Annotated in this window: 25 protein-coding genes; 9 read left to right on the plus strand and 16 right to left on the minus strand. The window is 58.3% G+C overall.

From position 1 onward, the window contains the following. Positions 1-3 precede the first annotated feature (3 nt). From LCH65_RS16605 to glmS, 8 genes are all read left to right on the plus strand, one after another. Positions 4-540, plus strand: coding sequence for a F0F1 ATP synthase subunit delta (locus LCH65_RS16605; RefSeq protein WP_003315956.1), 537 nt, complete (start codon positions 4-6; stop codon positions 538-540). 21 nt (positions 541-561) lie between these two features. After that, a complete protein-coding gene (atpA, locus tag LCH65_RS16610) occupies positions 562-2,106 on the plus strand; it encodes a F0F1 ATP synthase subunit alpha (RefSeq protein ID WP_002555984.1) in 1,545 nt (514 codons plus the stop codon). Between the two features lie 50 nt (positions 2,107-2,156). After that, positions 2,157-3,017: a F0F1 ATP synthase subunit gamma gene (atpG, locus tag LCH65_RS16615; RefSeq protein ID WP_003367855.1), complete on the plus strand. Its 861-nt coding sequence runs from the start codon at positions 2,157-2,159 to the stop codon at positions 3,015-3,017. 27 nt (positions 3,018-3,044) lie between these two features. Then, positions 3,045-4,424, plus strand: a complete 1,380-nt coding sequence (gene atpD, locus LCH65_RS16620) for a F0F1 ATP synthase subunit beta (protein WP_002555982.1) — start codon at positions 3,045-3,047, stop codon at positions 4,422-4,424. Between the two features lie 43 nt (positions 4,425-4,467). Beyond that, on the plus strand, positions 4,468-4,893 hold the full coding sequence (locus LCH65_RS16625; RefSeq protein ID WP_003413751.1) for a F0F1 ATP synthase subunit epsilon: 426 nt from the start codon (positions 4,468-4,470) through the stop codon (positions 4,891-4,893). A 125-nt stretch (positions 4,894-5,018) separates the two neighbouring features. Then, complete coding sequence (gene glmU, locus LCH65_RS16630) at positions 5,019-6,386, plus strand: bifunctional UDP-N-acetylglucosamine diphosphorylase/glucosamine-1-phosphate N-acetyltransferase GlmU (RefSeq protein WP_226439630.1); 1,368 nt, start codon at positions 5,019-5,021, stop codon at positions 6,384-6,386. Positions 6,387-6,718: 332 nt separating this feature from the next. Beyond that, on the plus strand, positions 6,719-7,486 hold the full coding sequence (locus LCH65_RS16635) for a DeoR family transcriptional regulator (protein WP_003432745.1): 768 nt from the start codon (positions 6,719-6,721) through the stop codon (positions 7,484-7,486). Positions 7,487-7,495: 9 nt separating this feature from the next. Further along, positions 7,496-9,331 carry a glutamine--fructose-6-phosphate transaminase (isomerizing) gene (glmS, locus tag LCH65_RS16640; protein ID WP_003367862.1) on the plus strand — a complete coding sequence of 612 codons (1,836 nt, stop codon included), beginning with the start codon at positions 7,496-7,498 and terminating at the stop codon, positions 9,329-9,331. Positions 9,332-9,436: 105 nt separating this feature from the next. Here glmS and LCH65_RS16645 read toward each other — a convergent pair whose 3' ends face one another. The 13 genes from LCH65_RS16645 to LCH65_RS16705 form a co-directional block, all read right to left on the minus strand. Next, positions 9,437-10,162 carry an NAD(P)-dependent oxidoreductase gene (locus tag LCH65_RS16645; protein ID WP_226439631.1) on the minus strand — a complete coding sequence of 242 codons (726 nt, stop codon included), beginning with the start codon at positions 10,160-10,162 and terminating at the stop codon, positions 9,437-9,439. Positions 10,163-10,512: 350 nt separating this feature from the next. Then, a complete protein-coding gene (locus LCH65_RS16650) occupies positions 10,513-11,493 on the minus strand; it encodes an SdiA-regulated domain-containing protein (RefSeq protein ID WP_226439632.1) in 981 nt (326 codons plus the stop codon). Positions 11,494-11,534: 41 nt separating this feature from the next. Next, positions 11,535-13,064 carry a glycosyltransferase family 39 protein gene (locus tag LCH65_RS16655; protein ID WP_226439633.1) on the minus strand — a complete coding sequence of 510 codons (1,530 nt, stop codon included), beginning with the start codon at positions 13,062-13,064 and terminating at the stop codon, positions 11,535-11,537. Further along, the gene (locus LCH65_RS16660) at positions 13,061-13,345 is read right to left on the minus strand and encodes a lipid-A-disaccharide synthase N-terminal domain-containing protein (protein WP_003316004.1); all 285 of its coding nucleotides are present in this window, start codon (positions 13,343-13,345) and stop codon (positions 13,061-13,063) included. Before LCH65_RS16660 ends, LCH65_RS16655 begins: the two co-directional genes overlap by 4 nt. After that, positions 13,342-14,085, minus strand: a complete 744-nt coding sequence (locus tag LCH65_RS16665) for a glycosyltransferase family 2 protein (protein ID WP_226439634.1) — start codon at positions 14,083-14,085, stop codon at positions 13,342-13,344. Before LCH65_RS16665 ends, LCH65_RS16660 begins: the two co-directional genes overlap by 4 nt. Positions 14,086-14,096: 11 nt before the next feature. After that, positions 14,097-15,092: an NAD-dependent epimerase gene (locus LCH65_RS16670; RefSeq protein ID WP_226439635.1), complete on the minus strand. Its 996-nt coding sequence runs from the start codon at positions 15,090-15,092 to the stop codon at positions 14,097-14,099. Next, complete coding sequence (locus tag LCH65_RS16675) at positions 15,089-16,417, minus strand: UDP-glucose/GDP-mannose dehydrogenase family protein (protein ID WP_161437944.1); 1,329 nt, start codon at positions 16,415-16,417, stop codon at positions 15,089-15,091. The genes LCH65_RS16670 and LCH65_RS16675 overlap by 4 nt, the downstream gene beginning before the upstream one ends. A 185-nt stretch (positions 16,418-16,602) precedes the next feature. Continuing rightward, on the minus strand, positions 16,603-17,646 hold the full coding sequence (locus tag LCH65_RS16680) for an iron ABC transporter permease (RefSeq protein ID WP_226439636.1): 1,044 nt from the start codon (positions 17,644-17,646) through the stop codon (positions 16,603-16,605). After that, positions 17,643-18,593: an ABC transporter substrate-binding protein gene (locus LCH65_RS16685; protein ID WP_226439637.1), complete on the minus strand. Its 951-nt coding sequence runs from the start codon at positions 18,591-18,593 to the stop codon at positions 17,643-17,645. Before LCH65_RS16685 ends, LCH65_RS16680 begins: the two co-directional genes overlap by 4 nt. A 1-nt stretch (position 18,594) precedes the next feature. Beyond that, positions 18,595-19,374, minus strand: coding sequence for an ABC transporter ATP-binding protein (locus LCH65_RS16690; protein WP_044310272.1), 780 nt, complete (start codon positions 19,372-19,374; stop codon positions 18,595-18,597). Between the two features lie 275 nt (positions 19,375-19,649). Beyond that, positions 19,650-20,063, minus strand: a complete 414-nt coding sequence (locus LCH65_RS16695; protein WP_003367882.1) for a VOC family protein — start codon at positions 20,061-20,063, stop codon at positions 19,650-19,652. A gap of 159 nt (positions 20,064-20,222) precedes the next feature. Next, positions 20,223-21,170, minus strand: coding sequence for a class I SAM-dependent methyltransferase (locus tag LCH65_RS16700; protein ID WP_226439638.1), 948 nt, complete (start codon positions 21,168-21,170; stop codon positions 20,223-20,225). Continuing rightward, complete coding sequence (locus LCH65_RS16705) at positions 21,167-22,618, minus strand: iron-containing redox enzyme family protein (protein WP_122266203.1); 1,452 nt, start codon at positions 22,616-22,618, stop codon at positions 21,167-21,169. Before LCH65_RS16705 ends, LCH65_RS16700 begins: the two co-directional genes overlap by 4 nt. A 334-nt stretch (positions 22,619-22,952) precedes the next feature. Here LCH65_RS16705 and LCH65_RS16710 point away from each other — a divergent pair, with 334 nt between their 5' ends. Beyond that, on the plus strand, positions 22,953-23,471 hold the full coding sequence (locus tag LCH65_RS16710; protein WP_003367886.1) for a DUF4142 domain-containing protein: 519 nt from the start codon (positions 22,953-22,955) through the stop codon (positions 23,469-23,471). Between the two features lie 68 nt (positions 23,472-23,539). Here the strand turns inward: LCH65_RS16710 and LCH65_RS16715 are convergent, their stop codons facing one another. From LCH65_RS16715 to LCH65_RS16725, 3 genes are all read right to left on the minus strand, one after another. After that, a complete protein-coding gene (locus LCH65_RS16715; protein WP_003367887.1) occupies positions 23,540-24,037 on the minus strand; it encodes a ferritin-like domain-containing protein in 498 nt (165 codons plus the stop codon). Between the two features lie 105 nt (positions 24,038-24,142). After that, on the minus strand, positions 24,143-24,340 hold the full coding sequence (locus LCH65_RS16720) for a hypothetical protein (protein WP_226439639.1): 198 nt from the start codon (positions 24,338-24,340) through the stop codon (positions 24,143-24,145). A 35-nt stretch (positions 24,341-24,375) separates the two neighbouring features. After that, positions 24,376-25,257: a manganese catalase family protein gene (locus LCH65_RS16725; protein ID WP_003367889.1), complete on the minus strand. Its 882-nt coding sequence runs from the start codon at positions 25,255-25,257 to the stop codon at positions 24,376-24,378. Positions 25,258-25,387 lie beyond the last annotated feature (130 nt).

Here is a 25,387-nt window from a genome sequence, read left to right on the forward strand (position 1 = left end):
ATCATGGCAGAACTGACCACGTTGGCCCGACCTTACGCGAAGGCGGCCTTCGAGCATGCGCAGGCCCACCAGCAGCTGGCCAATTGGTCAGCCATGCTCGGCCTGGCTGCTGCGGTGTCGCAAGACGACACCATGCAGCGCATGCTCAAGGCCCCGCGACTGACGAGCGCACAAAAGGCCACCACTTTTATTGAAGTGTGTGGCGAAAAGTTCGATGCCAAGGCACAGAATTTCATTCACGTCGTTGCTGAAAACGACCGCCTCCCGCTCTTGCCGGAGATCGCCGAACTGTTCGACCTGTACAAGGCCGAGCAGGAAAAATCGGTCGATGTGGATGTCACCAGTGCTTTCGCATTGAACCAAGAACAGCAAGACAAACTCGCCAAGGTTCTCAGTGCACGGCTCGGCCGGGAAGTGCGCCTGCATGCTGCGGAGGATGCCTCTCTTATAGGGGGTGTCGTCATCCGCGCCGGCGACCTGGTTATCGATGGCTCAGTTCGTGGCAAGATCGCGAAACTAGCCGAAGCATTGAAATCTTGAGTTTGAAGGGGCAGCAGAGCAATGCAGCAACTCAATCCTTCCGAAATAAGTGAAATCATCAAGGGTCGCATCGACAAGCTCGATGTAACCTCCCAAGCCCGTAACGAAGGCACAGTCGTCAGCGTGTCTGACGGTATCGTGCGGATTCATGGTCTGGCCGACGTAATGTACGGCGAAATGATCGAGTTTCCGGGCGGTGTCTACGGTATGGCGCTGAACCTTGAGCAAGACTCCGTGGGTGCCGTTGTACTGGGCGCTTACACGACTCTGGCTGAAGGCATGAGCGCCAAGTGCACAGGCCGCATCCTCGAGGTTCCGGTGGGTAAGGAACTGCTGGGTCGCGTTGTCGATGCACTGGGTAACCCAGTTGACGGCAAAGGTCCGCTGAACAACACCGAGACCGATGCGGTCGAGAAAGTTGCTCCAGGCGTGATCTGGCGTAAGTCGGTAGACCAGCCTGTACAGACTGGCTACAAGGCTGTCGATGCCATGATTCCTGTCGGCCGTGGCCAGCGTGAGCTGATCATCGGTGACCGTCAGATCGGTAAAACCGCTCTGGCCATCGACGCAATCATCAACCAGAAGAACAGCGGCATCTTCTGCGTCTACGTAGCAATCGGTCAGAAGCAATCGACCATTGCCAACGTTGTTCGCAAGCTCGAAGAGAACGGCGCACTGGCTAACACCATCGTCGTGGCTGCAAGTGCTTCCGAATCCGCAGCGCTGCAGTTCCTTGCACCGTACTCGGGTTGCACCATGGGCGAGTTCTTCCGCGACCGCGGTGAAGACGCGCTGATCGTTTATGACGATCTGTCCAAGCAAGCAGTGGCTTACCGCCAGATTTCCCTGCTGCTGCGCCGTCCACCAGGCCGTGAAGCTTACCCAGGCGACGTGTTCTATCTCCACTCCCGTCTGCTGGAGCGCGCATCGCGTGTTTCCGAAGAATACGTAGAGAAGTTCACCAACGGCGCAGTGACCGGCAAAACCGGTTCCCTGACCGCACTGCCGATCATCGAAACCCAGGCTGGCGACGTTTCCGCGTTCGTTCCGACCAACGTGATTTCCATCACCGACGGTCAGATCTTCCTGGAATCGGCCATGTTCAACTCCGGCATCCGTCCGGCTGTGAACGCCGGTGTTTCGGTATCCCGTGTGGGTGGTGCCGCTCAGACCAAGATCATCAAGAAGCTTTCCGGTGGTATCCGTACCGCTCTGGCTCAGTACCGTGAACTGGCGGCATTTGCCCAGTTCGCTTCTGACCTGGACGAGGCGACCCGCAAGCAACTTGAGCATGGTCAGCGCGTTACCGAGCTGATGAAGCAGAAGCAATACGCACCAATGTCGATCGCTGACATGGCGCTGTCGCTGTATGCCGCTGAGCGTGGGTTCCTGACTGACGTCGAAATCGCCAAGATCGGCAGCTTTGAACAAGCGCTGATTGCTTACTTCAACCGCGATCACGCCGATTTGATGGCGAAGATCAACGTGAAGGGTGACTTCAATGACGAAATCGATTCTGGCATGAAAGCCGGCATCGAGAAGTTCAAGGCCACCCAAACCTGGTAAGCCGCAGCGGGGGCCGCAAGGCTCCCGCTTGCTAACCTGATAGGTGTTACATGGCAGGCGCAAAAGAGATTCGCAGCAAGATTGCGAGCATCAAAAGCACGCAAAAGATCACCAGCGCCATGGAAAAAGTGGCGGTCAGCAAAATGCGCAAGGCTCAAATGCGCATGGCTGCTAGCCGTCCTTACGCGGAGCGCATTCGTCAGGTGATTGGTCATCTGGCAAACGCCAACCCGGAGTACCGCCACCCGTTCATGATCGAGCGCCCTGTTAAGCGCGTCGGTTATGTCGTAGTGAGCAGTGACCGTGGTCTGTGTGGTGGCTTGAATACCAACCTGTTCAAGACTCTGGTCAAGGACATGGCGGTGAACCGTGAAAACGGTGTAGAGATCGATCTGTGCGTGGTCGGCAGCAAAGGTGCGGCATTTTTCCGCAACTTCGGCGGTAACGTCGTCGCTGCGATCAGCCACCTGGGCGAAGAGCCGTCGATCAACGACTTGATCGGCAGCGTCAAGGTGATGCTGGATGCCTACCTGGATGGCCGTATTGATCGCCTGTCCGTGGTATCCAACAAGTTCATCAACACCATGACCCAGCAACCAACAGTGGAGCAATTGATTCCGCTGGTGGCAACCCCGGATCAAGGGCTCAAGCACCACTGGGACTATCTCTACGAACCCGATGCCAAAGAGCTGCTAGACGGCCTTATGGTTCGCTACGTGGAATCGCAGGTGTACCAGGCGGTGGTCGAGAACAACGCAGCTGAACAAGCAGCGCGGATGATCGCGATGAAGAACGCCACAGACAACGCCGGTGATTTGATCAGCGATTTGCAGCTGATCTACAACAAGGCGCGTCAGGCAGCGATCACCCAAGAGATCTCGGAAATCGTCGGCGGCGCTGCCGCGGTTTAACGGTTCAAATATTAGAGGAACCAGCTAATGAGTAGCGGACGTATCGTTCAAATCATCGGCGCCGTGATCGACGTGGAATTCCCACGCGATAGCGTACCGAGTATCTACAACGCGCTGGAAGTTCAGAGCGCGGCAGGAACCACCCTGGAAGTTCAGCAGCAGCTGGGCGACGGCGTGGTTCGTACCATTGCGATGGGCTCCACCGAGGGCTTGAAGCGTGGTCTGGAAGTAACAGACTCTGGCGCAGCCATCTCCGTACCGGTCGGTAAAGCGACGCTGGGCCGGATCATGGACGTGCTGGGCAACCCGATCGACGAAGCTGGCCCGATCGCCACCGAAGAGCGCTGGGGCATTCACCGTCCTGCACCGTCCTTCGCTGAGCAGGCAGGCGGCAACGACCTTCTGGAAACCGGCATCAAGGTTATCGACCTGGTCTGCCCGTTCGCCAAAGGCGGTAAAGTCGGTCTGTTCGGTGGTGCCGGTGTCGGCAAGACCGTAAACATGATGGAACTGATCCGTAACATCGCCATCGAGCACAGCGGTTATTCCGTGTTCGCCGGTGTGGGTGAGCGTACTCGTGAGGGTAACGACTTCTACCACGAGATGAAGGACTCCAACGTTCTGGACAAAGTGGCACTGGTCTACGGTCAGATGAACGAGCCGCCGGGTAACCGTCTGCGCGTAGCACTGACCGGCCTGACCATGGCCGAGAAGTTCCGTGACGAAGGTAACGACGTTCTGTTGTTCGTCGACAACATCTATCGTTACACCCTGGCCGGTACCGAAGTATCCGCGCTGCTGGGCCGTATGCCTTCCGCAGTAGGTTACCAGCCGACCCTGGCTGAAGAGATGGGCACTCTGCAAGAGCGCATCACTTCCACCAAGAATGGTTCGATCACCTCGATCCAGGCCGTATACGTACCAGCGGACGACTTGACTGACCCGTCGCCAGCGACCACGTTTGCCCACTTGGACGCCACCGTCGTACTGTCCCGTGACATCGCTTCCCTGGGTATCTACCCGGCGGTAGATCCACTGGACTCGACTTCGCGCCAGCTGGACCCGAACGTCATTGGCCAGGAACACTACGACACCGCTCGCGGCGTTCAGTACGTGTTGCAGCGCTACAAAGAGCTGAAAGACATCATCGCGATCCTGGGTATGGACGAGCTGTCGGAGACCGACAAGCAGTTGGTTAACCGTGCTCGTAAGATCCAGCGCTTCCTGTCCCAGCCTTTCTTCGTGGCAGAAGTCTTCACCGGTGCTTCGGGTAAATACGTTTCCCTGAAAGACACCATTGCTGGCTTCAAAGGCATCCTCAACGGTGACTACGACCACCTGCCAGAACAAGCGTTCTACATGGTCGGCGGCATCGAAGAAGCGATCGAGAAAGCCAAGAAACTGTAATCCCGGCGCCCGGCAACGGGCGCTATTAGGTTGAGGCAAGCAAATGGCTATGACAGTCCATTGCGACATCGTCAGCGCGGAAGGGGAAATCTTCTCCGGTCTGGTCGAGATGGTGATTGCGCACGGCAACCTGGGTGATATCGGTATCGCTCCAGGCCACGCGCCGCTGATCACTGATCTGAAGCCGGGCCCGATCCGCTTGATCAAGCAGGGTGGGGAAGCCGAGGTGTTCTACATCTCCGGTGGTTTCCTTGAGGTTCAGCCGAACATGGTCAAGGTGCTTGCCGATACTGTGCAACGTGCTGCCGACCTGGATGAAGCTTCTGCTCAGGCTGCCGTACTGGCTGCCGAGAAGGCCCTGAACGAGAAGGGCGCAGATTTCGATTACGGATCTGCAACTGCTCGTCTGGCCGAGGCTGCAGCTCAGCTGCGCACCGTTCAGCAAATTCGCAAGAAGTTCGGCGGCTAACCCCGCTGCACTCGATGCGCGATTGAGAAAAAGGGTAGCCTCGGCTACCCTTTTTCTTTTTTCAGATTTCCTCTTTCAAGTCAGCCCGCCTTCGGTCCGGTTGCCGCTCAGTTGGTAGTCCTATCATGTCTCTCGATATCGTTATTCTCGCTGCTGGCCATGGTACCCGGATGCGGTCCGCGCTGCCCAAGGTCCTGCACCCCGTGGCCGGCAATTCCATGCTGGGTCATGTTATCCACAGCGCGCGCCAGTTATCCCCAAGCGGAATACACGTCGTGATCGGACACGGCGCTGATGCTGTTCGTGAACAGCTGGCAGCCGATGACTTGAATTTCGTGATGCAGGACAAGCAACTCGGTACCGGCCATGCGGTTGCTCAGGCGCTGCCCGCGCTGACGGCTGACACCGTGTTGATTCTTTATGGCGATGTCCCGTTGATCGAAGTAGAGACGCTTTCGCGCCTGCTCAAACTGGTCAACCTGCGGCAACTGGGCCTGTTGACCGTTACGCTGGATGACCCTACCGGTTACGGCCGTATCGTTCGCGATGAGCAGAATCGTGTCTGTGCCATCGTCGAGCATAAGGACGCGAGCGACGCGCAGAAGGCTATCACCGAAGGCAATACCGGAATTCTCGCGGTGCCTGCTGCTCATCTCGCTGACTGGCTGGGGCGGCTGTCCAACAACAATGCCCAGGGCGAGTATTACCTCACCGACGTGATCGCCATGGCAGCTAATGACGGCCTGGTGGTTGCCACAGAGCAACCCCACGACGCGATGGAAGTGCAGGGCGCCAATGATCGCAAGCAGCTTTCCGAGCTGGAGCGTCATTACCAGATGCGTGAAGCCCGTCGTCTGATGGCGGCTGGCGTGACCCTGCGTGACCCTGCGCGCTTCGATGTGCGCGGTGAAGTCAGCGTCGGGCGCGATGTGCTGATCGATATCAATGTGATTCTTGAAGGCAAGGTCGTGATCGAGGATGACGTGGTCATTGGTCCGAACTGCGTCATCAAGGACAGCACCCTGCGCAAGGGTGTCGTCGTCAAAGCCAACAGCCACATCGACGGTGCGATTCTGGGGGAGGGCAGCGATGCCGGCCCGTTTGCACGCCTGCGACCAGGCAGCGTGCTGGGTGCCAAGGCGCATGTGGGTAACTTTGTCGAGCTCAAGAATGCGAACCTAGGCGAGGGGGCCAAGGTTGGCCACCTGACTTATCTTGGTGATGCTGAGGTCGGCGCACGCACCAATATCGGCGCCGGTACCATCACCTGTAACTACGATGGTGCCAACAAGCACAAGACGATGTTGGGTGCAGACGTGTTCATTGGTTCCAACAACTCTCTGGTTGCGCCTGTGGATATCCTGGACGGCGCGACGACTGCAGCTGGCTCGACCATTACGCAAAACGTGCCTGCTGAACAACTCGGCGTAGCCCGCGCCCGCCAGCGCAACGTCGAAGGCTGGAAGCGGCCGGTGAAAATCAGGAAAGACTGAGTTATCCACAGGCCATGATGACCCGCGTGCCAACGCTCAACATTGGCACGCGTCCATAACTATCCACACCTGACACTCAAGCCGGGACGCGGAGCGTCCAGAACTGCATACCCACGCGGAGCATGGGTACGATGATCTTGAGATCACCTCTCGTTCCTCACGCTCCAGCGTAGGAATGCTGTTCGTGACGCTCCGCGTCACACCCCAGGCTCAAAGCCGATGTCACGGGTATCCGGTAGAAATTGCGCCGCCCCATACCGAAACCTTGACCAAAACCAAAAAATAGGTTTTGATTGCCTTCGTTATCTTTCGAAACGAAACTTAAGGCAGTCATGTCGAAGCGCAATACACCGCAGCGTCGCCACAACATTCTCGCCCTGCTCAACGAGCAAGGTGAAGTCAGTGTGGACGACTTGGCTAGACGCTTTGAAACTTCCGAAGTTACGATTCGAAAGGACCTGGCTGCGCTTGAAACCAACGGCCTGCTGTTGCGCCGTTACGGGGGCGCAGTGCCGCTTCCTCACGAGCTTATAAGCGATGGCAGTCAGCCGGTTTCCCGTTACAAACAGGCCATCGCTCGCGCTGCGGTTTCCAGGATTCGCGAGCACGCCAGAATCATCGTCGACAGTGGCAGCACCACGGCGGCATTGATTCCTGAGCTGGGCCAGCAACCCGGCCTGGTGGTCATGACCAATTCCCTGCATGTTGCGCGCGCCCTGACCGAGCTGGAGCACGAACCGGTCCTGTTGATGACGGGCGGAACGTGGGATCCGCACTCGGAGTCTTTTCAGGGGCAAGTCGCGGAGCAGGTACTGCGCTCCTACGACTTCGATCAGCTGTTCATCGGTGCCGACGGCATCGATCTGATTCGTGGCACCACCACCTTCAACGAGCTGCTGGGCTTGAGCCGGGTCATGGCGGAAGTCGCCCGGGAAGTGGTGGTCATGGTCGAAGCCGACAAGGTCGGTCGCAAGATCCCCAATCTGGAACTGCCCTGGAGCAGTATCCACACCCTTATTACTGATGATCGCCTGTCCAGTGAGGCACGCGATCAGATACAGGCCCGCGGCATCAATCTGATTTGTGCTGCTGTCAGCTAGGAGATAACCATGTGTGGAATCGTCGGCGCCGTTGCTGAACGTAATATCACGGCCATTTTGCTCGAAGGCCTCAAGCGCCTTGAATACCGCGGTTATGACAGCGCGGGCGTGGCAGTCTTCAGCAACGAAGGCACCCTTGAGCGCCGCCGTCGCTCTGGCAAGGTCAGTGAGCTGGAACAGGCACTTGCCGGCGAGCCGCTGATCGGTCGTCTGGGCATTGCCCACACGCGTTGGGCGACCCACGGCGCCCCCTGTGAGCGTAACGCCCACCCACACTTCTCGGCCGACACGCTGGCAGTTGTCCACAACGGCATCATCGAGAATCACGAAGCGCTGCGTGAACAGCTGAAAGGCCTGGGTTACGTCTTCGCATCCGATACCGACACTGAAGTCATCGTCCATCTGCTGCACCACAAGCTCAAGGACACCGCCGATCTGGCGGTTGCCCTGAAGGCTGCGGTGAAAGAACTTCACGGTGCTTATGGGCTTGCGGTCATCAATGCCGCGCAGCCGGATCGCCTGCTGGCCGCCCGTAGTGGCAGCCCGCTGGTTGTCGGCATGGGCCTGGGTGAAAACTTCCTGGCCTCCGACCAACTGGCGCTGCGTCAGGTCACCGACCGTTTCATGTACCTGGAAGAGGGCGACATCGCCGAGATCCGTCGCGACAGCGTGCAGATCTGGAACGTCGACGGTGTGTCGGTTGAGCGCGAAGTGGTGCAATACCACGAAGGCGCCGAAGCCGCCGACAAGGGTGAGTATCGTCACTTCATGCTCAAGGAAATTCATGAGCAGCCCAAGGTTGTGCAGCGCACCCTCGAAGGTCGTCTGGGGCAGCAGCAAGTGCTGGTCCACGCATTCGGTCCACAGGCTGCCGAGCTGTTCGCCAAAGTACGCAATGTTCAGATCGTGGCCTGTGGCACCAGTTACCACGCCGGCATGGTCGCGCGTTACTGGCTTGAAGGCCTGGCCGGCATCCCTTGCCAGGTCGAAGTGGCCAGCGAGTTCCGCTATCGCAAGGTAGTGGTTCAGCCGGACACCCTGTTCGTCTCGATCTCGCAGTCCGGTGAAACCGCCGACACCTTGGCAGCGCTGCGCAACGCCAAGGAACTGGGCTTTCTGGCCAGCCTGGCGATCTGTAACGTCGGCATCAGCTCACTGGTACGTGAATCAGACCTGACCCTGCTGACCCAGGCTGGCCCGGAAATCGGCGTGGCATCGACCAAGGCTTTCACCACCCAATTGGTCGCCTTGTTGCTGCTGACCCTGTCGCTGGGTCAGGTCAAGGGATCGCTGGAGCAGGGCGTCGAAGCGCAGCTGGTCGAAGAACTGCGTCGCCTGCCAACCCGCCTCGGCGAAGCGCTGGCAATGGACGGCACGGTCGAAAAAGTCGCCGAACTGTTCGCCGAGAAGCACCACACCCTGTTCCTTGGGCGCGGCGCACAGTTTCCGGTGGCAATGGAAGGCGCACTCAAGCTCAAAGAAATCTCCTACATCCACGCCGAAGCCTACCCGGCCGGCGAACTCAAGCATGGCCCGTTGGCGCTGGTCGACGCCGACATGCCAGTCGTCACCGTCGCACCGAACAACGAACTGCTGGAGAAACTCAAATCCAACCTGCAGGAAGTGCGCGCACGCGGCGGCGAGTTGATCGTGTTCGCGGATGAGCAGGCCGGCATGAAGAACGGCGAGGGCACCCACGTCATCGCCATGCCACACATCATCGATGCCCTGGCACCGATTCTCTACACCATCCCGCTGCAGTTGCTTTCGTATTACGTGGCTGTGCTGAAAGGGACGGATGTGGATCAACCGCGGAATCTGGCGAAGTCGGTGACGGTGGAGTGAGTTATCCACAGGGGTGGGGGTTTCGGTAACTTAGAGCAGACTCAGATTTATCCAAAATAATCCTAACGTCGTCACTCCTTCGTACGGAGTAGCTGCGTTGGGACGTCAAGCCTCCACGGAAGGAGACCACCCCAGTATGCGCTTGGCTTTTTCGTTGCTGACGGTCGGGCTGTCCTGAGTGATATTGAAAATACCACTTTGCTCTGTTTGCAACGCCAGCAGTGCGGCGCGTGCAGCGGCTTCTACATGCACAGGGCTGGTGCCTGTCGGCTCGTCAGTGCCAGTGCCGGGTCCGTATAACTGGCCATAGCGCAAGACGGTTCCGTTCAATGCAGGCTCGCTGAGCACTTGCTGCTCCAAGGCCGCCACACCCCCCACACTGATGCCACGGCTGCCGTGTGCCTCCACGTCCAGAGGACATGTTTCGAGATAAGGGGTGTCGCCTGGACGGTAGGCCCAGGCGATGCTTTGAGCGATCAGACGGGTAGCGCCAGCAGCTCGAGCGGCGGCTACCAGATTACGCGTTCCTTCTGTGCGGATACGTGCGTTGTTCTCGACCGCTTTTGCCATCAATTCGGGACTTAGGCCACGAGGCAGATCTGTCAGTTGATGAATAACAGTCCATGGCTGGATGCGGACCAACTCTTCGTTTAAACGCTCGGCGTCATAGACATCAACCACCACTGCCGTAGCACCTGTGACCTCTATGTCCTTCACTTTTTCGGTGCGACGGGTAGCGCCATACACGCTGTAGTCCGCAGCCACCAAGAGCTTGAGCAGGGCTATGCCGATTACACCGGATGCGCCGGCTACAAAAACTTTACGCGACATTGCACTCATCTCCTTGAGGTTTCATTGCAGAAGCAAGGCAGTCACTCGCCTGATACTGTGTCGATACCCTCTAATAAAAGCCGTGGATTCTATCGGGTCGGTTATCGACTAGGCCTAGGAATAGGCCCGACCTGACAGCGCGCTTGAGGATGCTAGATTATTTACTGTGATTAACTTTGAATCGAGTGACAATCAGGAGCATTTCATCATGGCAACTATCGCGAAACCCGATCTGTCACGGCTCACGTCCTGAGCAACTCGCACATTTTTCCGAATTCCATTAGCTCTCCCAAAAAAGACCCTACCCCCACTCCCCGAAAGTCATCCTCAAGGCCAGGTTTCTTCACTACCTATTCCGGCCCTTTCGAAAACTTGTAAAACAGATTCGGCTCGCTCACGACGTACAGGTTGCCTGCGCGATCCATGGTCAGGCCTTCGGGTTGGGGGGCGCTGTGCTTGAGGTCGGAGAAGGTAGCCAGCAGGGATCGAATGCTTACGAATCGTCCCTTGCTATCCAGTTCCGTGATCGAGTGCGACTGGTCGCTGAGCAGCAGTAAATGGCCGGTTCGCGGGTCGTAGTAGCCGTCTGAAAGGTCGCGTGCAGCGACACTTTTCGTGATCCAGCCCAGCCGGTCGGCAACTTTGATCTGCAAGCGGCCCTGATCAATGGAGTGCAGGACGCCGGAAACTTCGAACATCTGCCGTGGATCGCGTTCCTTGATCGCGAACAGGCGGTCGTTGGCGGGATCATAGGTCACGCCTTCGAATCCCTTGTTATGAATACTGGGGTTGATCAGTAGTGCAATGAACTGAGCTTCCTCGACGTGGATGGGGCGTGCCTGCGTCGGCAACGTGATGATGTCCAGTTGCTGGAGATCTTCATCGCACAGCACGATGCGTCCGTTGCCCAGATAAGCCACACCTTCGGTGTCGTCGAAACCGATCAATGGGTAGCGGGCGATTATGTCGCCGTTCGCGTCCAGTGCCAGCAGCTGCATGGGGCCTTTATTGGTTACTGCCAGCAGTCGGTCATTGTCGTAGTCGTAGGTGATCCCGGAGATATTGGCGACGTCCGGGGCAAGTGGTTTGGCGTCGATAACCACATGGAAATCCGGCAGCCAGATATTCTTGTCGGCTGCCGTATTGTCCTTTAACCAGGTGCGACCGTACTGATACAGCTGTTGGTGGACCTGAAAGTGTGTCGACACGGCATAGGCCAGGATCAGCAGCCCGAGAGCAGCTGCACTCAGCACGAGTTGTGCGAGTGATACCTGCCTTCGTGCGACGTTCGACCACGTCAGGCGCTTTGCCTTTATCGTTTCCAGCTGCATGGCATCAGGCACTCCCGCGTGTTGGGCGGCTGGGCGGGCGATTAATCAACATTTTGCTGCCACGCGAAGCGATAGGCCTGCATAGGACTTTCCGGTTTACACCGGCCGTTGTCTGCATCGGCATCGACGATGAACCAGTCAGCTCTGGAGGTCTGGCCCAGCGGCCGGGCTTTTTCCGGCAAGAAGCAATTGGCCAGTTGCTCGCCTGGCACCAGCGCAAAGGTGCCGGGGTGTTCTCTTAGCCAACGGGCAGCCTGTTCGGTTGCCGACGGCTTGGCAAAACCGAAATGCACAATGGGTTGGCGTGCATAGAGCCAGTGCCCCTCGCGCCAGTTGACCAGCACCAGATCGGCACCTTGAGTGACGTACGCGGCCTGCTCCATCAGTTCCTTGTGTGGGTTTTGGCCCTCTATGACGGGTTCGACGAACCCTCTGGCGAACCACAGACCAAGCCAGATAACCACCACCGCCGGGACAATTCGCCGAGCCCTGACGCGGTCGTGGAACCAGCGTTTCAACAACCAGGGCAGTAAGGGGGCAGCCACCAGTACCAGGCCGGGCAGCGCCGGAAAGATGTAGATCTTGCGTTTGCCACTGGAGAGGCTGAAGAACAGCAGCACCAGCAACACCCAGCCGAGCAGTACCAGAACCCGGCCATCGCGCTTGCTCAACTGTCGGCGCCAGGCCGGGATCAGCCAGGGCAGCACCAACACCAGCGGCAGCCAATACTGCGGGATGACTTTGACGAAGAAATACCAGAAGGGCTCGCGATGATCCCAGGCGCTGGCGTATCGATTGGCTGTCTGGTGCAAGAGTATTTCCTGCACGTAGGCGAACCCTTCCGGGCCGCCGTCACGCACGACCGAGATAATCATCGGCACCAGCCACAGGCAGCAGGCCAGCAATAACGCCAGCAGCCCCAGCGCCCAGCGCGCGGCCTGTCCTGGCATCGCCACCACACCGTGCCAACCTTTACGCGCGGCATAGGCGTAAGGGATTAACATCAACGCGGGAACAAAACCGACGCCCTTGGTGATAATGCCCAGGCCCATCGCCGCACAGCTGAAATAGAACCAGCCCCAGGCCGGTCCGAGCAACACGTGGCGAACCAGGCCGTAGAAGCCCAGCGCAATCCACAGGCACAGAAAACTGTCGATCTGTCCGGTGCGCAGGATGCTGTAGGTTTGATAGGTCGCCAGGAATAACAAGGCGGCGTACCGACCGATGCGCCGGTTCCACAGGCGGCTGCCCAGATCGTAGAGGACTGCGGTGGTCACGCCTGCAGAGAGCAGCCCAGGCAGGTACAGCGCGATGTTCGGGCTGCCCGTAAGCCAAATGAAGAATGCCGTCGCCCACATGAACAGCGGCGGTTTGTCGGCATAGATCTCCGCGGCCCGGTGCGGGACGAACCATGAGCCGTTCTGCAGCATTTCCAGGGCAACGCCGAGAAAACGCTCTTCATCCACGTTCTGCGGCAGACGCACGCCCAGGCCGCCCCCGACCAGTAAAACGGCCAGCGCGACCAGTAGCCATCCCTCGAGGCGAGGCGAAAGGTGAGTTCGCACCATCATTGCTCCTCGGATGTCTTGGCCTGTCGGCTGATCAGCTGCAGGTTGCGCATGTACACCAGCAGACCAAAGGCCTGGCCGGCGATGAAGACCGGGTCCTGTCGGTAAATGGCATAGGCCAGCAGGATCGTGCTGCCCAGCATGCTCAGATACCAGAAGCCCACCGGGATGATGCTGCGCTTCTTGAATTCGCTGTACAGCCATTGCAGGACAAAGCGGCCGGTAAATACGGCCTGCCCGACAAAGCCGAGGATCAGCCAGAAGGTCTCGTTGTCCGGCTTCATGGCCGCAGTTCCTGTGCCTGAACCTCCAGCCGAGTCCGGCGGATCAGCCACCAGACGCCGACCAGATCAAGAATGCCCACCAGCGCGCGGTCCAGGTTGCCGTACTTGGACACGCCGGCCTGGCGATGGCGGTGGTTGACGGGATGCGTGACCATACGGCCGTTATGTCGCTGAATCAGTGCTGGAATGAACCGGTGCATATGGTCGAAGTACGGCAGGCGCAGAAACGCGGCCCGCTCGATCAGTTTCAGGCCGCACCCGGTGTCTGGAGTCGAGTCTTTGAGAAGCCGGCTGCGCAGGCCGTTTGCGAAGCGCGAGGCCCAGCGTTTGCTGGCGGTATCGCGCCGATTCACTCGGTGGCCGGCCACCAGCTGTATCGCCCCGGAGCCGTTTGCGTGAGCGCGTACCAGCGCCAACATCCCGGGAATATCCGCCGGGTCGTTCTGACCGTCACCGTCCAGGGTCGCCAGCCAGGTGCCGTTGGCCGCCAGTGCCGCGTGATAGACCGAGGTACTCTGCCCAAGTGATCGCTCGTGGCGCAGGATCCGCAACACGGTCAGCCCGCTGTCCTTGAGGTGCGTCAGCACTTTCAAGGTGTCGTCTGTGCTGCCGTCGTCAACGACCAGTATCTCGTAGCATTCTCCGTCCAGCGCTGTGCAAATCTCTTTGATCAGGCTGGGCAGGTTATCGGCTTCGTTTTTGGCCGGGATCACGACGGATAGAAAAGTGGGCGTGGTCATGGAAGTCCTTGTTATTGAAGTGGCACACGGAGCCGGGCCTGGTAGTGCTCCCGATACCAGTCGACGAAGGCCCTGACGCCGGTGTCGACCGAGACCTGTGGTTGAAAGTCGATCCATTGGCTCAGCGCACTGACGTCAGCCCAGGTTTGCAGCACGTCGCCCGCTTGCAAGGGCAGGTAGCGTCGTTCGGCACGCAGGCCTAGCGCGGCCTCCAGGCAGTCGACGAACTCCAGCAGCTTGACGGGTTGGCCCCGGCCGATATTGAAGAGTTGATGGGGCGGCTCGCTGCGAACCGTGTCGGGCGGCAGCAGGCGCAGGCGCAGGATGCTTTCGACAATGTCGTCGATGTAGGTGAAGTCGCGCGCCATTTCGCCGTGGTTGTAGATATCCACAGGCTGCCCGGCCAGCATGGCTTTTGTGAACTTGAACAGCGCCATGTCCGGCCGACCCCAGGGTCCGTAGACGGTAAAAAAGCGCAGCCCTGTGGCGCGCAGGCCGTACAAGTGGCAATAGCTGTAGGCAGTGAGTTCGTTGGCGCGCTTGGTGGCGGCATACAGGGACAACGGCCGGTCGACGGCATCCTCAATCTGAAACGGCATGCGCGTATTGGCGCCGTAGACTGAGCTGCTCGACGCGTAGATCAGGTGCGCCGGTCGATGCTGCCGACAGGCCTCGAGCACGTTGATAAAGCCGACCAGATTGGATTGGGCGTAAACATTTGGCTGTTCAAGCGAGTAACGCACACCGGCCTGCGCCGCCAGATGAATGACCTGTTCGAAGCCATTTTGCGCGAAGAGCGCGGACAGACCTTCGGCATCGGTGATGTCCAGCCTGTGGAACGTGAACCCTGGCAGGCGCTGGAGGATGGCCAGGCGCGATTGCTTGAGCTCGACGCTGTAGTAATCGTTGAGGTTGTCGATGCCGACGACCTCTACGCCGAGCTCGCACAGACGCTTGGCGACATGAAACCCGATGAATCCGGCAGCACCTGTCACCAGTACCGTCATGGTTGAGCCGCCCGGCCACGACCAATGCCGTAGTAGGTAAAGCCCGCCTCATGCAGTTGCGACGGATCGAACAGGTTGCGGCCATCGAACACCACGCGATCACCGAGCTTTTCGCCGAGCCGGTCCAGATCCAGCACCCGGTAGTCCTGCCATTCGGTCACCACCACCAAAGCGTCTGCGCCTTCCAGGGCATCTTGCTTGCAGTGCACCAGTTGCAGGTCGTTTCGCTCGCCGTAATGATGCCTGACCGCTTCTATCGCCTGAGGGTCGTGTGCTTGAACCCTGGCACCGGCTGCCCAGAGTGCTTTGAGCAGGGTATGGCTGGAGGCTTCGCGAATATCATCGGTATTGGGCTTGAAGGCCAGTCCCCAGACGGCGAACACCTTGCCCCTGAGATCACCGTGATAATGCGTGTGGATATTTTCAAACAGGCGGTGCTTCTGGCGGCGATTGACCTGTTCCACAGCGTTGAGCAACGCCGTTTCCACGCCGTGCTCGCTGGCTGTGCCGATCAGCGCCTGCAAGTCCTTGGGAAAGCATGAGCCACCGAAACCGCAGCCCGGGTAGATGAAGTCATAGCCAATGCGCGGGTCGGAGCCGATGCCTAGCCGCACCTGTTCTATGTCGGCACCTACTTGTTCAGCGAGGTTGGCGATCTCGTTGATGAACGAAATCTTGGTCGCCAGCAGGCAGTTGGCTGCATATTTGGACAGCTCCGCGCTGCGCGCATCCATGACCACAAACTTCTCGCGGTTGCGACTGAACGGCTGATACAACTCGCGCATCTGCTCCAGTGCCCGCGGGCTGGCGCCGCCGACGATAATGCGATCCGGACGCAGGCAATCACTGACCGCGCAGCCTTCCTTGAAAAACTCGGGGTTGCTGATCACTTCAAAGCCGTCATCACGTCGCGGACTGGCAGCGATCTCAGCGAGCAGGCGGTCAACGGTGCCCACTGGCGAGGTCGACTTGTTGACAATGATCCGGGCACTTTCGGCGTGTCTGATTACCGAACCCAGTACGGCAAACACTTGGCTCAGGTCCGCCTTGCCATCGGCTTGCGCTGGCGTACCGACTGCGATGAATACCAACTCTGCAAAGCGACTGGCGTGTACTTCATCGGTTGTGAAACTGAGTCTCTTGCAGTCCAGGCCGTTGCGCAGAAGTTCGCCAAGACCGGGCTCGAATATCGGACATATACCATCGCGCAGCGCGTCGATGCGTTTGCTGTCGACATCCATGCAACAAACGGTATGACCTACCTCAGCCAGACAGGCGGCAAGGGTAAGCCCCACATAACCGGTTCCGAACACTGTCACTTTCAAGTGTCGCTCCTTCCGCCTCATGACATGAATGGATGAGCCAGTTTGTCTTCAGGTGCCTCGGCAGCCTGAAATGACCAGCGCAAAATAAATGTCATAAAGGTGTTAAGAAACGATGACACGAGTTTGTCATGTAGCAGGAAGGGCGGCGGGCAGTCCTGTTTGCCCGCCGCAAGCAGGACTGCCAATCACTGACCGCGCTTCATCATGAAAATGAAAAAAATCCCTCCCAACAAGGCGGTGGTTATGCCTATCGGCAGGTCTTCGGGGGCGATCAGCGTGCGGGAGATGACGTCGACCCAGACCATCAACAATGCGCCCAGAAGGGTGGCGACAGGCAACAATCGTCGATGCTCCGAGCCCACCAGGCGTCTGGCCATGTGCGGCACCATCAGGCCGACAAAACCGATGGAGCCGCACAGGGCAACCAGTACGCCGGTCATCAGTGAGGCGATCAGAAAAACCAGCAGGCGCACGTTGCGCACTTGCAGGCCAAGGCTCACGGCGGTCTGGTCGCCGCCCATCAGCGCGTTCAGTGAGCGACCCAGCCCTTGCAGCAGGACCCAACCGCACAGCACCGTGATAAACGGCACCGCAAGCAACTCCCAGCGGGCCAGACCCAGCCCGCCGAGCATCCAGAACAGCACGGAGGAACTGGCGCGGTGGTCGCCCAGAAACAATGACAAGTTGGCGATTGCCATCATCACGAAGGACACGGCCACGCCGCCGAGCAGCAGGCGCTGGCTGTCCAGCCTGCATTGGTGAATGGCAAGCCACAGCACCAGGCTCAGGCTGACCAGCGAGCCGACAAAGGCGGCCAGTGGCAATGTCAGCGTGCCAAACACTTCGCCCACGTGCATGACCACGATCACTGCGCCAAGCGTGGCGCCCGAGGTCGCTCCCAGCAAATGCGGATCGGCCAGCGGATTGCGGGTCGCGGCTTGCAGAACGCAGCCAATCAGCGCCAGTCCTGCGCCTGCCAGCGCGCCCAGCAATACGCGGGGCGTACGTATCAGCCAGACGATGGTTTCCTGACCCGCGGTCCAGAGCGGTGGATGTTCGGCAGAACCCAAGACTTTGAACATCAGGATAGCCATCACCCGGCTCAAGGGCACAGGGGCCGCGCCGAAGGTGATGCACATCAGGCACGAGGCCAACAGCAAAAGCGTCAGAGCGATCAACAGGCCCAGATAACGACGCGGCCGTTCAGTCAGCCACTGCGCCAGCGTCATCGCTTCACGTCATGAAATGCCGCTGCAAGCGTCTCGATGGCCGTGACATTGTCGATGCCGGGCGTCACCGCCACATAGGGCAGCACGACATAACGTCGGTTGCGGATCGCGTCCACGGATTGCAGTGCCGGATTGCTTTCAAGGAAATGCTGTTTCTGCGCAGCGCTGACTTCGCCATAGTCAACGATCACGATCACCTCGGGATTGCTTTGCACGACCGACTCCCAGTTGACGTGGGTCCAGCTGGCTGCGACGTTGCCCATGACATTGCGGCCGCCTGCAGCGCTGATCAACGCCTGAGGAATCGCCAGGCGCCCGGCGGTCATTGGCCGGTCTTCGCCGCTGTCATACAGAAATACCCTGGGCGGCGATTTGCCTGCCACGCTTTTCTCGACGTCGGTCACGCTGCGGCGCATCTGCGCGACCAGTGTTTCGGCCCGGGTCTGCACGTCGAATATCCGGCCCAGATTGAGCAGGTCGTTGTAGACATCCTCCAGCGTCGCTTCGGTGCGGGGCATTATCTGGGCGCAGGATTCGGTCAGTTCATAGGCCTTGATGCCCAGCGGGGCGAGACTTTGTGGCGTGACATCGCCACCCACGCGCATGCCATAGTTCCAGCCGGCAAAATAGAAGTCGGCGTTGGCATTGAGCAGCGTTTCCAGAGACGGATATTTACTGGACAGCTCGGGCAGTTTGCCCAGGTCGCGTAAGAGCGCCTGATCGGGCTTGTTCCAGCCGGTGATGCCGCTGTAGCCGACCATGTGCGATTGCAAACCCAGGGCAACCATCATTTTGGTGAGGTTCACATCGTTGCTGACGGCACGCTGCGGCGCAGCCGTGAACGTCACTGAGCGGTCGCAGCTTTGCACGGTGACGGGGTAGGCGGCATGCACCATCGGGCTGCATAGCAGCGTTGCCAATGCCAGGCGGGCGGACAGGCAGTTCATGTCAGGGTATCCAGGTGATGCGTGGGTAGTCACGCAGAGGGTGGCTGTCGACCAGCGCCTTGGCGCCGAACACACTGAGCAGCATTTCCGGGGTCAGCACCTCCCGCGGCGTGCCTTGCGCAATGAGCCGGCCGTGATGAATGACACACAGGCGATCACAGAATGCCGCCGCCAGGTTCAGGTCATGGATACTGGCCAGCGTGGCCATGCCGAGCTGTTTGACCAGCCCGAGCAGTTCCAGTTGATGGCGCGGGTCGAGGTGGTTGGTGGGCTCGTCCAGCACCATCAATCGGGGTTCTTGCACCAGCGCCCTTGCCAGCAGACAACGCTGCTTTTCGCCACCGGAGAGCGTGTCGAACCGATGCTGCTCATAGCCCGCCAGCCCGACGGCGTTCAGCGCGTTTTGCACAATCGCGCGGTCGTGGTCACTGTCTGCGGCAAAGAATCCCTGATGGGGAGCGCGACCCATGTTTGCCACATCCAGCAGCGTCAGGCCGAATGAATCGGGAAACTCCTGGGCAACCACCGCCACATGCCGGGCGCACCAGCGCGGGCTGCAGGACCAGATATCGCGAGCATTGATTGCGACCTTGCCGCTGTGCGGGCGGCTGTAGCGGAATGCGCAACGCAGCAGGCTGGTTTTGCCGCTGCCGTTGGGCCCGATCAGGCCGACGAACTCGCCTGCGGCGATCTGCAGGTCGATATCCTTCAAGGCAAAGTGTTCGTGCGTGCAGACTGACGTCTGTTCCGGTGCCCACGCGAGGCGTTCCAGCGCCAGCATCAAACACGCGGGCCTATAATGACGTGCAGCGAGGGCGGCTCAACCGGTATCCATTGCCGAATGTGTTGACCGGCCTGCATGGCGTGTCTGGTAGTTACCGGGAGGAATTGGAAAACAGGGTTGATCATGGCGTGGGAAGATCGCTGGAGGAGGCTGAGTTAAAAATGCTCAATTGTTATAACATAACATTTGAGGCGCAGCACACCCGCGTATCAACATTCGATTGCCCCGCTTTATCGACCCACCTTTGCAGCGCAACCTGTGACCTTGACGATTCAATAAATCGCCCAGCAGCCGGGCGTGAGGAGTTCGACGAGATTTTCGTCAGGGTCGCGGAAATAGATGCTCGATCCGCCCTTGGGCCATTCTGTGCGGCCCTCTATGGCGACGCTGGCTCTGGCAAGGCGATCAGCCCAGAGTTGCATCTCGTCGGCATTGATGGCGAAGCACACGTGAATCCGGCCTTGGGCATCGTGGGGCGGTATCTCTCCGCCGCTCAGGTACTGCGTCTGCAGTGAAGCGCCGCGCTTGAACAGCAGCAAGGTGCTCACACCTCCGACGTTGAACGCCACCAATGTCGCGCTTTCGAACATCACTTCCAGTTCAAGGGTGTCGGCATAGAATTCCCTGGCGTTCGCCAGATCTTCTACGTAGAGGGCTGTTTCGATAATCCTGTTCAGGCGTGGCATGTGTCGTCATCCTTTTCGGTGTGCGACGAGCCTGCATCGATCAACAGTGAGGTGTTGATCGACGGCTCGTGACAAGTTTCACCGGGATGCCGAGAGGCTGACCAATGCTCGGTTCTTATGCGCGCTATAAGCATGAACTATCGAAGCTATTTCGGTGGGTCATGCAGAGCATCGGGTGACCACCAGCTCCACCGCTGCAATACGGTCCACGTCCTCATAGCCCTCTTCAAGCAGCTCTTCGCCGAAGACATCCGGGTCCAGTTCACGGTAGGTCCATGCCAGTGCCGCATGGTCGATATCGGCCTGCACCGCCTCGAAGAACGGATCGTGCTCGCCCACCATGGCCACGCCGGTGTAAAGCACCAGCGAGCCGCCCGGAGTGAGGCGGTCCAGTGATTCGCGCAGGATGCGCACGGACAGGTCCGCGCCCAATGCATCACCACCGTGGCGGTAGGCCCGCTGCCTGGTGTCTTTCATGTAAGGCGGGTTGGCGACGATGAGGTCGAAGTTTCCGCTCAGACCCGAGAGAATATCGCTGTGGCAGCACTCCATATTCTTCAGCCCGGCAACCGCGGCATTGATCTGCGCGAAATGCAGTGCCTTGGGGTTGATGTCGACGGCATGCACCTGAGCCTGTGGACGGGCGACCGCAATCAACATGGCGCCGGCACCCGTACCGCAGCCGATGTCGACGGAGCGGTTGATCGGGTGCGACGTGCCTTGCAGGTGACGATTGATGGACTGCGCGAAGCGATAGGTATCCGGACCGAAAAATACCGAGTCTTCATCTGCGGTAGGAAACGCCGAATGCACCAGCAGCAGATCATCCAGGCTGGAAAATCTCACCCGGCTTTTCAAGCCGTCTTCCTTGCGCTCCAGAATACCGGCAGCCAGCAGGCCTTGAGCCTCTTCGACCGGCAGCATGGATTCCGGTATCAGCCGGCTCCAGCCGAACACATCGCGTAGCGACGCGGCAAGACGATTTCCCGAGCGTTGATTGACGTATTGATGGGTCAAAGGGGTGGGCGTGATAAAACGATAGCCACTGGTTTCAAGGCGCTGCGCCAGGGCAATGAGCGCGGCGCTGTCGGGGAGGGCATGACTCATGCGTGCGCTCCCGTCATTCGCTCGGCCATGCTGCTCACAAACAGACGCGTCGCGTGTAGACCTGCAGCCGTTGCGTGTCTTGCTGGCGACATGCTTTCGATCAACGTAGTCATCTTCTCGGAGGAGGCCGCAGACTCCAGCCTCATGTGCAGTTCGCGCACGTCCGGATCAGCATCTGCTGAAGCAGGCACCGCAAGCGCGGGGGAGGGCTGAGCACCGTCTTGCAGGTTGCGGAAACGCGAGCGAAAGGCTTCCGGAAGCCGTTTGCCGACCGTGGGTTGAGCACTGCCATCGGACAGTGAGTCGCCGGCGATCCAGTCGTGCACGAGTTGCTTTTCATAACCGTTGAAGACGCCGAACATGGGCGCACCGGCGCCTTCGAACAGCTTCCAGAAACGGCTGTGCAGGGGATCTTCATGACGCTTGATCCAGCCTCTGTTCTGCAGCACGGCAAGAAATTCCGGGATCTGGTCGGGCTCGGCGAGCCACTCGTTGACGGTCTTGCCGTCGAGACGGCAGTAATCGGAATGCATGTGCTGCCCGAACGTGCGCTTGCGCTCGAGCATGGCGATCACTTCCTGCTCCAGGTCGAACGACTGGATCACTTGAGTTGAACCCATGCCCAGCTCATTGAGGCGATAACCACTGGCGACACGACGATAAAACTCGTCGCGCTCCTGGCCAACAGGCATCAGCTCAAGGACGCTCTGTGCAGCCTTGCGCGCATGGCCGGTGCTGGCATTATCGATCGTCACATGCAGGGTGAAGTAGTAAGGGTCAATGCCCAGTTCATTCAGCTCGAATGATGTGATGAGCAAGTGCAGCGGCAACTGTTCATAGCCCAGGTTGTAACCAATGACTTCGGGAAGGTACTGCTCGCTCAATTGCCCCAGTGACAGCTGAATCGCACCTTGCAGGTAGGCATCGTCTGCCAGTGGCGCGCTGGTATCGCAGTCCAGATCCGCCAGCAGTTTCCGGTACAGCGAGACATGATTCTGTGCTTGTTCGCCGTCACCAAGCTCTTCAAGGTAGGTCCGAATCAGGCCGTGAAAGCGGTAGTCTGCCCAGCGCGGCAGCAATCCGTATAGCCAGGCGCCGTCGACCATTTTGGTCGGTGCGACCTGCTGAATGAAATACATCGCGTGCGCTTTGTTCTTGAAAAACCGTCTCGGTTTTCCAGCGCGGCGTTGCTCAAGATAGAGTGCATATTGATCAGCCACGACCCCTACGTTCTGCTCCATCCACTGTTCAAGCGCTTCGGGCTGGGCCGGAAGGTCGCAGTGTTCCCGCTCGGCCAGGGCCAGGCAGTGATTCAGAAACAGGACCGCATCGTGTTGATGTTCGGGAGCACGTTCATTCATCCATGATTGATAGACGGTTTTTGAACGGGCTTCTTCAACGACGGTTTTGACGACGGCGTTGCCGGTCATCACTTGAAGAGACGTCATGAAAATCGTACCTCGGCAGTTGAACATCACGTTGACGCGGTCATTCGGGACTTTCTGTTTTTTTGTGCAACGTAGATAAGTGAGTGCCTCGATACAGGGAAATTCAGCGTAATTTCCCCGGCACCGATAGGTGGTGATCGCGCTTATTCCAAGGGGCGATGGTCGCGCGGAAAAAATGCATTGCCGGTCCGGGTTTACATCCGCAACAGGTGACCGTGGTATCGGCGTATGCCGTGTCCGATCAAAAACGCTGAACGCAGGTATTTGAAGCAGGTCGTAACGTTCATGTCATCGATAACGATGATGTATTCAGCCCATAAAAGGATGACCGAAAATGAACAATTATTTTCGCATGAGCGCCATTGCCCTGGCACTTTCGCTAGGTTCGCAAATGGCTGTTGCTGCTCAGGACGCTGATGATTTTGTGGAAGATGCCTCTGCTAAAGGCATCGCCGAAGTTCAGGTTGGCAAGCTCGCACAGGATGAGAAAGGCGTCTCTGCTGATGTGAAGGAATTTGCAAAGCAGATGGTCACGGACCACACCGCCGCCAATGAGAAGCTGGCTGCCATCGCAAAAAGCAAGAACCTTGAAGTGTCCGAAGACCCTATGCTGATGGACAAGGCCAAGGCAATGATTCTGGAGATGCGCGAGAAGTCGTTCGATCAGGCATATGCCAACAATCAGGTCTCCGCACATGAGCAGGCGATCAAGCTGTACAAGGAAGAGGCCGAGAACGGCAAGGATCCAGAGCTGAAGGCCTTTGCAAAGGCGACGTTGCCTACGCTGGAGAAGCATTTGGAGCACGCGAAAAAACTTGCTGCTGCGCATGGCGGTGATGCTGCCAAAAAGTAAATCCACTGCACCGCATGACGGGATCTACACCCTGTAGACCGTCATGTGGGTACCGCTGGAAATCATCATTACTTTTTCGAAGTCGCCGCCTGGGTTCCGCCCTGTTCAGCGATCGCCGTCAGCTTTTCGTCCGCGCCTTTTTCTTCTGCCAATGTGGCACTCAGCAGAGCGGCTGCTTCTTTCATATTCAGATGTTTGGCCATGGCGATGAGTGTGCCGTAACTGGCGATCTCATAATGCTCGACCTTCTGGCATGCCCCGATCAGGGCCGCATCGAGTACTGCGCCTTTTTCGATCTCTTCCAGCAATTCCTTGCTTTCTTCGATCAGACCTTCCATGGCTGCGCATTTCATGCGTTTCAGCTTCAGACCAGCACCTTCCACCAATTCATCGATACGATCGATCTGACCTTGGGTTTCTTCAAGATGCGCCTTGAAGGCTTCTGCCAGAAGCGGATTGGTCGAAGCGCGTGCGAGACGCGGGAGTGCTTTGGTAATTTGCTTTTCAGCGCTGTAAACGTCTGAAAGTTCGTGAATGAACAAATCTTCTATGGTCGTGCGAGTCATGTTCTTACCCTTTTCAGCGAAGAGAGACTTGTCCACACGCGGGCCGATTGTCTGCCGACCTGTGGACAAGTTTGATGGAGCGCGTAGCGTTGATGATCGGTGTGATCAGCGCCGTGGCAGGCTGTTTTCAAGCAGGGTTCCAACGCCGAAACCCTTGGTTGCCATCACCAACTGAAAGCCTCTGCGCGCAAGCAGCGCCTGCGCCTCGAAGGCACGAAGCCCTTTTACAAATACCCTGTCGGTCAACGCGCTATCCAACTCGTCGCGAGGCGTGAGAGGTTGACGGGAGCTGAGCTTTTTCATGATTCATTCTCCTGAACAGAACAAGGGTTGCCGTTTCAGGCATCTTTGCCCTGGACAAAGCCAGAACCCAGATCCGCACCGGTAATCGGATTGGCGGCCGGATCGGACTGGGTCCGCTCCTTCAACATTTCCAGCACCTCTGTATCCTTTTCATCCAGCGTGACCGAGGCCGTGCCTTCGCCGCCATCGACGGCCGCTTGTGGCGACTCCACATATTCCCAGTCACCACCCTGATTCCACGCACCGCGTACATTGGGTTCGCCGGACATGTTGAAGTACTTGTTGGTGAATTCCGGCATGCCCGGCAGTTTGCCCTGTGGGAAGTTGGGCTGGATGGCGTGGAGGGCTTTTTCAAAAGACAACTGGTGCGCGATTTCCCGAGTCATGAGAAACCCCAGCGCTTCTTTAACGCCCGGATCATCGGTCACGTTCATCAAGCGCTCGTAAACAATCTTGGCTCTGGATTCTGCGGCGATATTGGAACGGAAGTCTGCTGTCGGTTCGCCGATAGTATCAATATAAGCCGCTGTAAAAGGCACGCCGGCAGAGTTGGTCAACGGCGCACCGGACCCGTACAGCAGGCTGGTGATATGTGAGTCATTGCCGTTACCGTTGATAGAGCGATACAACTCGCCTTCTTCTTCAATACCTTCAGCCAATTGACCTTTGGCACCCTTATTGAGCATGACAATAATGGAGCCCACAATTTCAAGGTGGCTTAGTTCTTCAGTGGCAATATCCATCAGCAGGTCTTTACGGCCTGGATCATCTTCACTCAGCCCTTGAGTGAAATACCGTCCGGCCGCGGCCAGTTCACCCTGAGCCCCGCCGAACTGCTCAAGCAGAAGGTTGGCCAGTCCAGGATTGGGTCTTGCTACACGGACGGTGTATTGAAGTCGCTTGTTATACATGAACATGTCGTATCCTCAGGCTTTGATCTCTCGGGAAGCGTCAACCCATGTGCATGGGCTTGATTCAACGCAGTCACAGGTTATGAGAGACTCAGGAGCGCGATCGTTACTGCTAACTTTTTTAAAGAGGACCGGC

The sequence above is a fragment of the Pseudomonas sp. MWU16-30316 genome (assembly GCF_020515645.1).
Classification (GTDB): domain Bacteria; phylum Pseudomonadota; class Gammaproteobacteria; order Pseudomonadales; family Pseudomonadaceae; genus Aquipseudomonas; species Aquipseudomonas cerasi.

Excerpts from the sequence above, each read along its gene's own strand:
- LCH65_RS16680 (WP_226439636.1), bottom strand. The coding sequence starts at position 17,646 with ATGACGCTGGCGCAGTGGCTGACTGAACGGCCGCGTCGTTATCTGGGC.
- LCH65_RS16645 (WP_226439631.1), bottom strand. The coding sequence starts at position 10,162 with ATGTCGCGTAAAGTTTTTGTAGCCGGCGCATCCGGTGTAATCGGCATA.
- atpG (WP_003367855.1), top strand. The coding sequence starts at position 2,157 with ATGGCAGGCGCAAAAGAGATTCGCAGCAAGATTGCGAGCATCAAAAGC.
- LCH65_RS16700 (WP_226439638.1), bottom strand. The coding sequence starts at position 21,170 with ATGAGTCATGCCCTCCCCGACAGCGCCGCGCTCATTGCCCTGGCGCAG.
- LCH65_RS16685 (WP_226439637.1), bottom strand. The coding sequence starts at position 18,593 with ATGAACTGCCTGTCCGCCCGCCTGGCATTGGCAACGCTGCTATGCAGC.
- LCH65_RS16665 (WP_226439634.1), bottom strand. The coding sequence starts at position 14,085 with ATGACCACGCCCACTTTTCTATCCGTCGTGATCCCGGCCAAAAACGAA.
- LCH65_RS16725 (WP_003367889.1), bottom strand. The coding sequence starts at position 25,257 with ATGTTCATGTATAACAAGCGACTTCAATACACCGTCCGTGTAGCAAGA.
- atpA (WP_002555984.1), top strand. The coding sequence starts at position 562 with ATGCAGCAACTCAATCCTTCCGAAATAAGTGAAATCATCAAGGGTCGC.
- glmS (WP_003367862.1), top strand. The coding sequence starts at position 7,496 with ATGTGTGGAATCGTCGGCGCCGTTGCTGAACGTAATATCACGGCCATT.
- LCH65_RS16705 (WP_122266203.1), bottom strand. The coding sequence starts at position 22,618 with ATGACGTCTCTTCAAGTGATGACCGGCAACGCCGTCGTCAAAACCGTC.
- glmU (WP_226439630.1), top strand. The coding sequence starts at position 5,019 with ATGTCTCTCGATATCGTTATTCTCGCTGCTGGCCATGGTACCCGGATG.
- LCH65_RS16690 (WP_044310272.1), bottom strand. The coding sequence starts at position 19,374 with ATGCTGGCGCTGGAACGCCTCGCGTGGGCACCGGAACAGACGTCAGTC.
- atpD (WP_002555982.1), top strand. The coding sequence starts at position 3,045 with ATGAGTAGCGGACGTATCGTTCAAATCATCGGCGCCGTGATCGACGTG.
- LCH65_RS16650 (WP_226439632.1), bottom strand. The coding sequence starts at position 11,493 with ATGCAGCTGGAAACGATAAAGGCAAAGCGCCTGACGTGGTCGAACGTC.
- LCH65_RS16660 (WP_003316004.1), bottom strand. The coding sequence starts at position 13,345 with ATGAAGCCGGACAACGAGACCTTCTGGCTGATCCTCGGCTTTGTCGGG.
- LCH65_RS16605 (WP_003315956.1), top strand. The coding sequence starts at position 4 with ATGGCAGAACTGACCACGTTGGCCCGACCTTACGCGAAGGCGGCCTTC.
- LCH65_RS16715 (WP_003367887.1), bottom strand. The coding sequence starts at position 24,037 with ATGACTCGCACGACCATAGAAGATTTGTTCATTCACGAACTTTCAGAC.
- LCH65_RS16710 (WP_003367886.1), top strand. The coding sequence starts at position 22,953 with ATGAACAATTATTTTCGCATGAGCGCCATTGCCCTGGCACTTTCGCTA.
- LCH65_RS16625 (WP_003413751.1), top strand. The coding sequence starts at position 4,468 with ATGGCTATGACAGTCCATTGCGACATCGTCAGCGCGGAAGGGGAAATC.
- LCH65_RS16695 (WP_003367882.1), bottom strand. The coding sequence starts at position 20,063 with ATGCCACGCCTGAACAGGATTATCGAAACAGCCCTCTACGTAGAAGAT.
- LCH65_RS16635 (WP_003432745.1), top strand. The coding sequence starts at position 6,719 with ATGTCGAAGCGCAATACACCGCAGCGTCGCCACAACATTCTCGCCCTG.
- LCH65_RS16655 (WP_226439633.1), bottom strand. The coding sequence starts at position 13,064 with ATGATGGTGCGAACTCACCTTTCGCCTCGCCTCGAGGGATGGCTACTG.
- LCH65_RS16670 (WP_226439635.1), bottom strand. The coding sequence starts at position 15,092 with ATGACGGTACTGGTGACAGGTGCTGCCGGATTCATCGGGTTTCATGTC.
- LCH65_RS16720 (WP_226439639.1), bottom strand. The coding sequence starts at position 24,340 with ATGAAAAAGCTCAGCTCCCGTCAACCTCTCACGCCTCGCGACGAGTTG.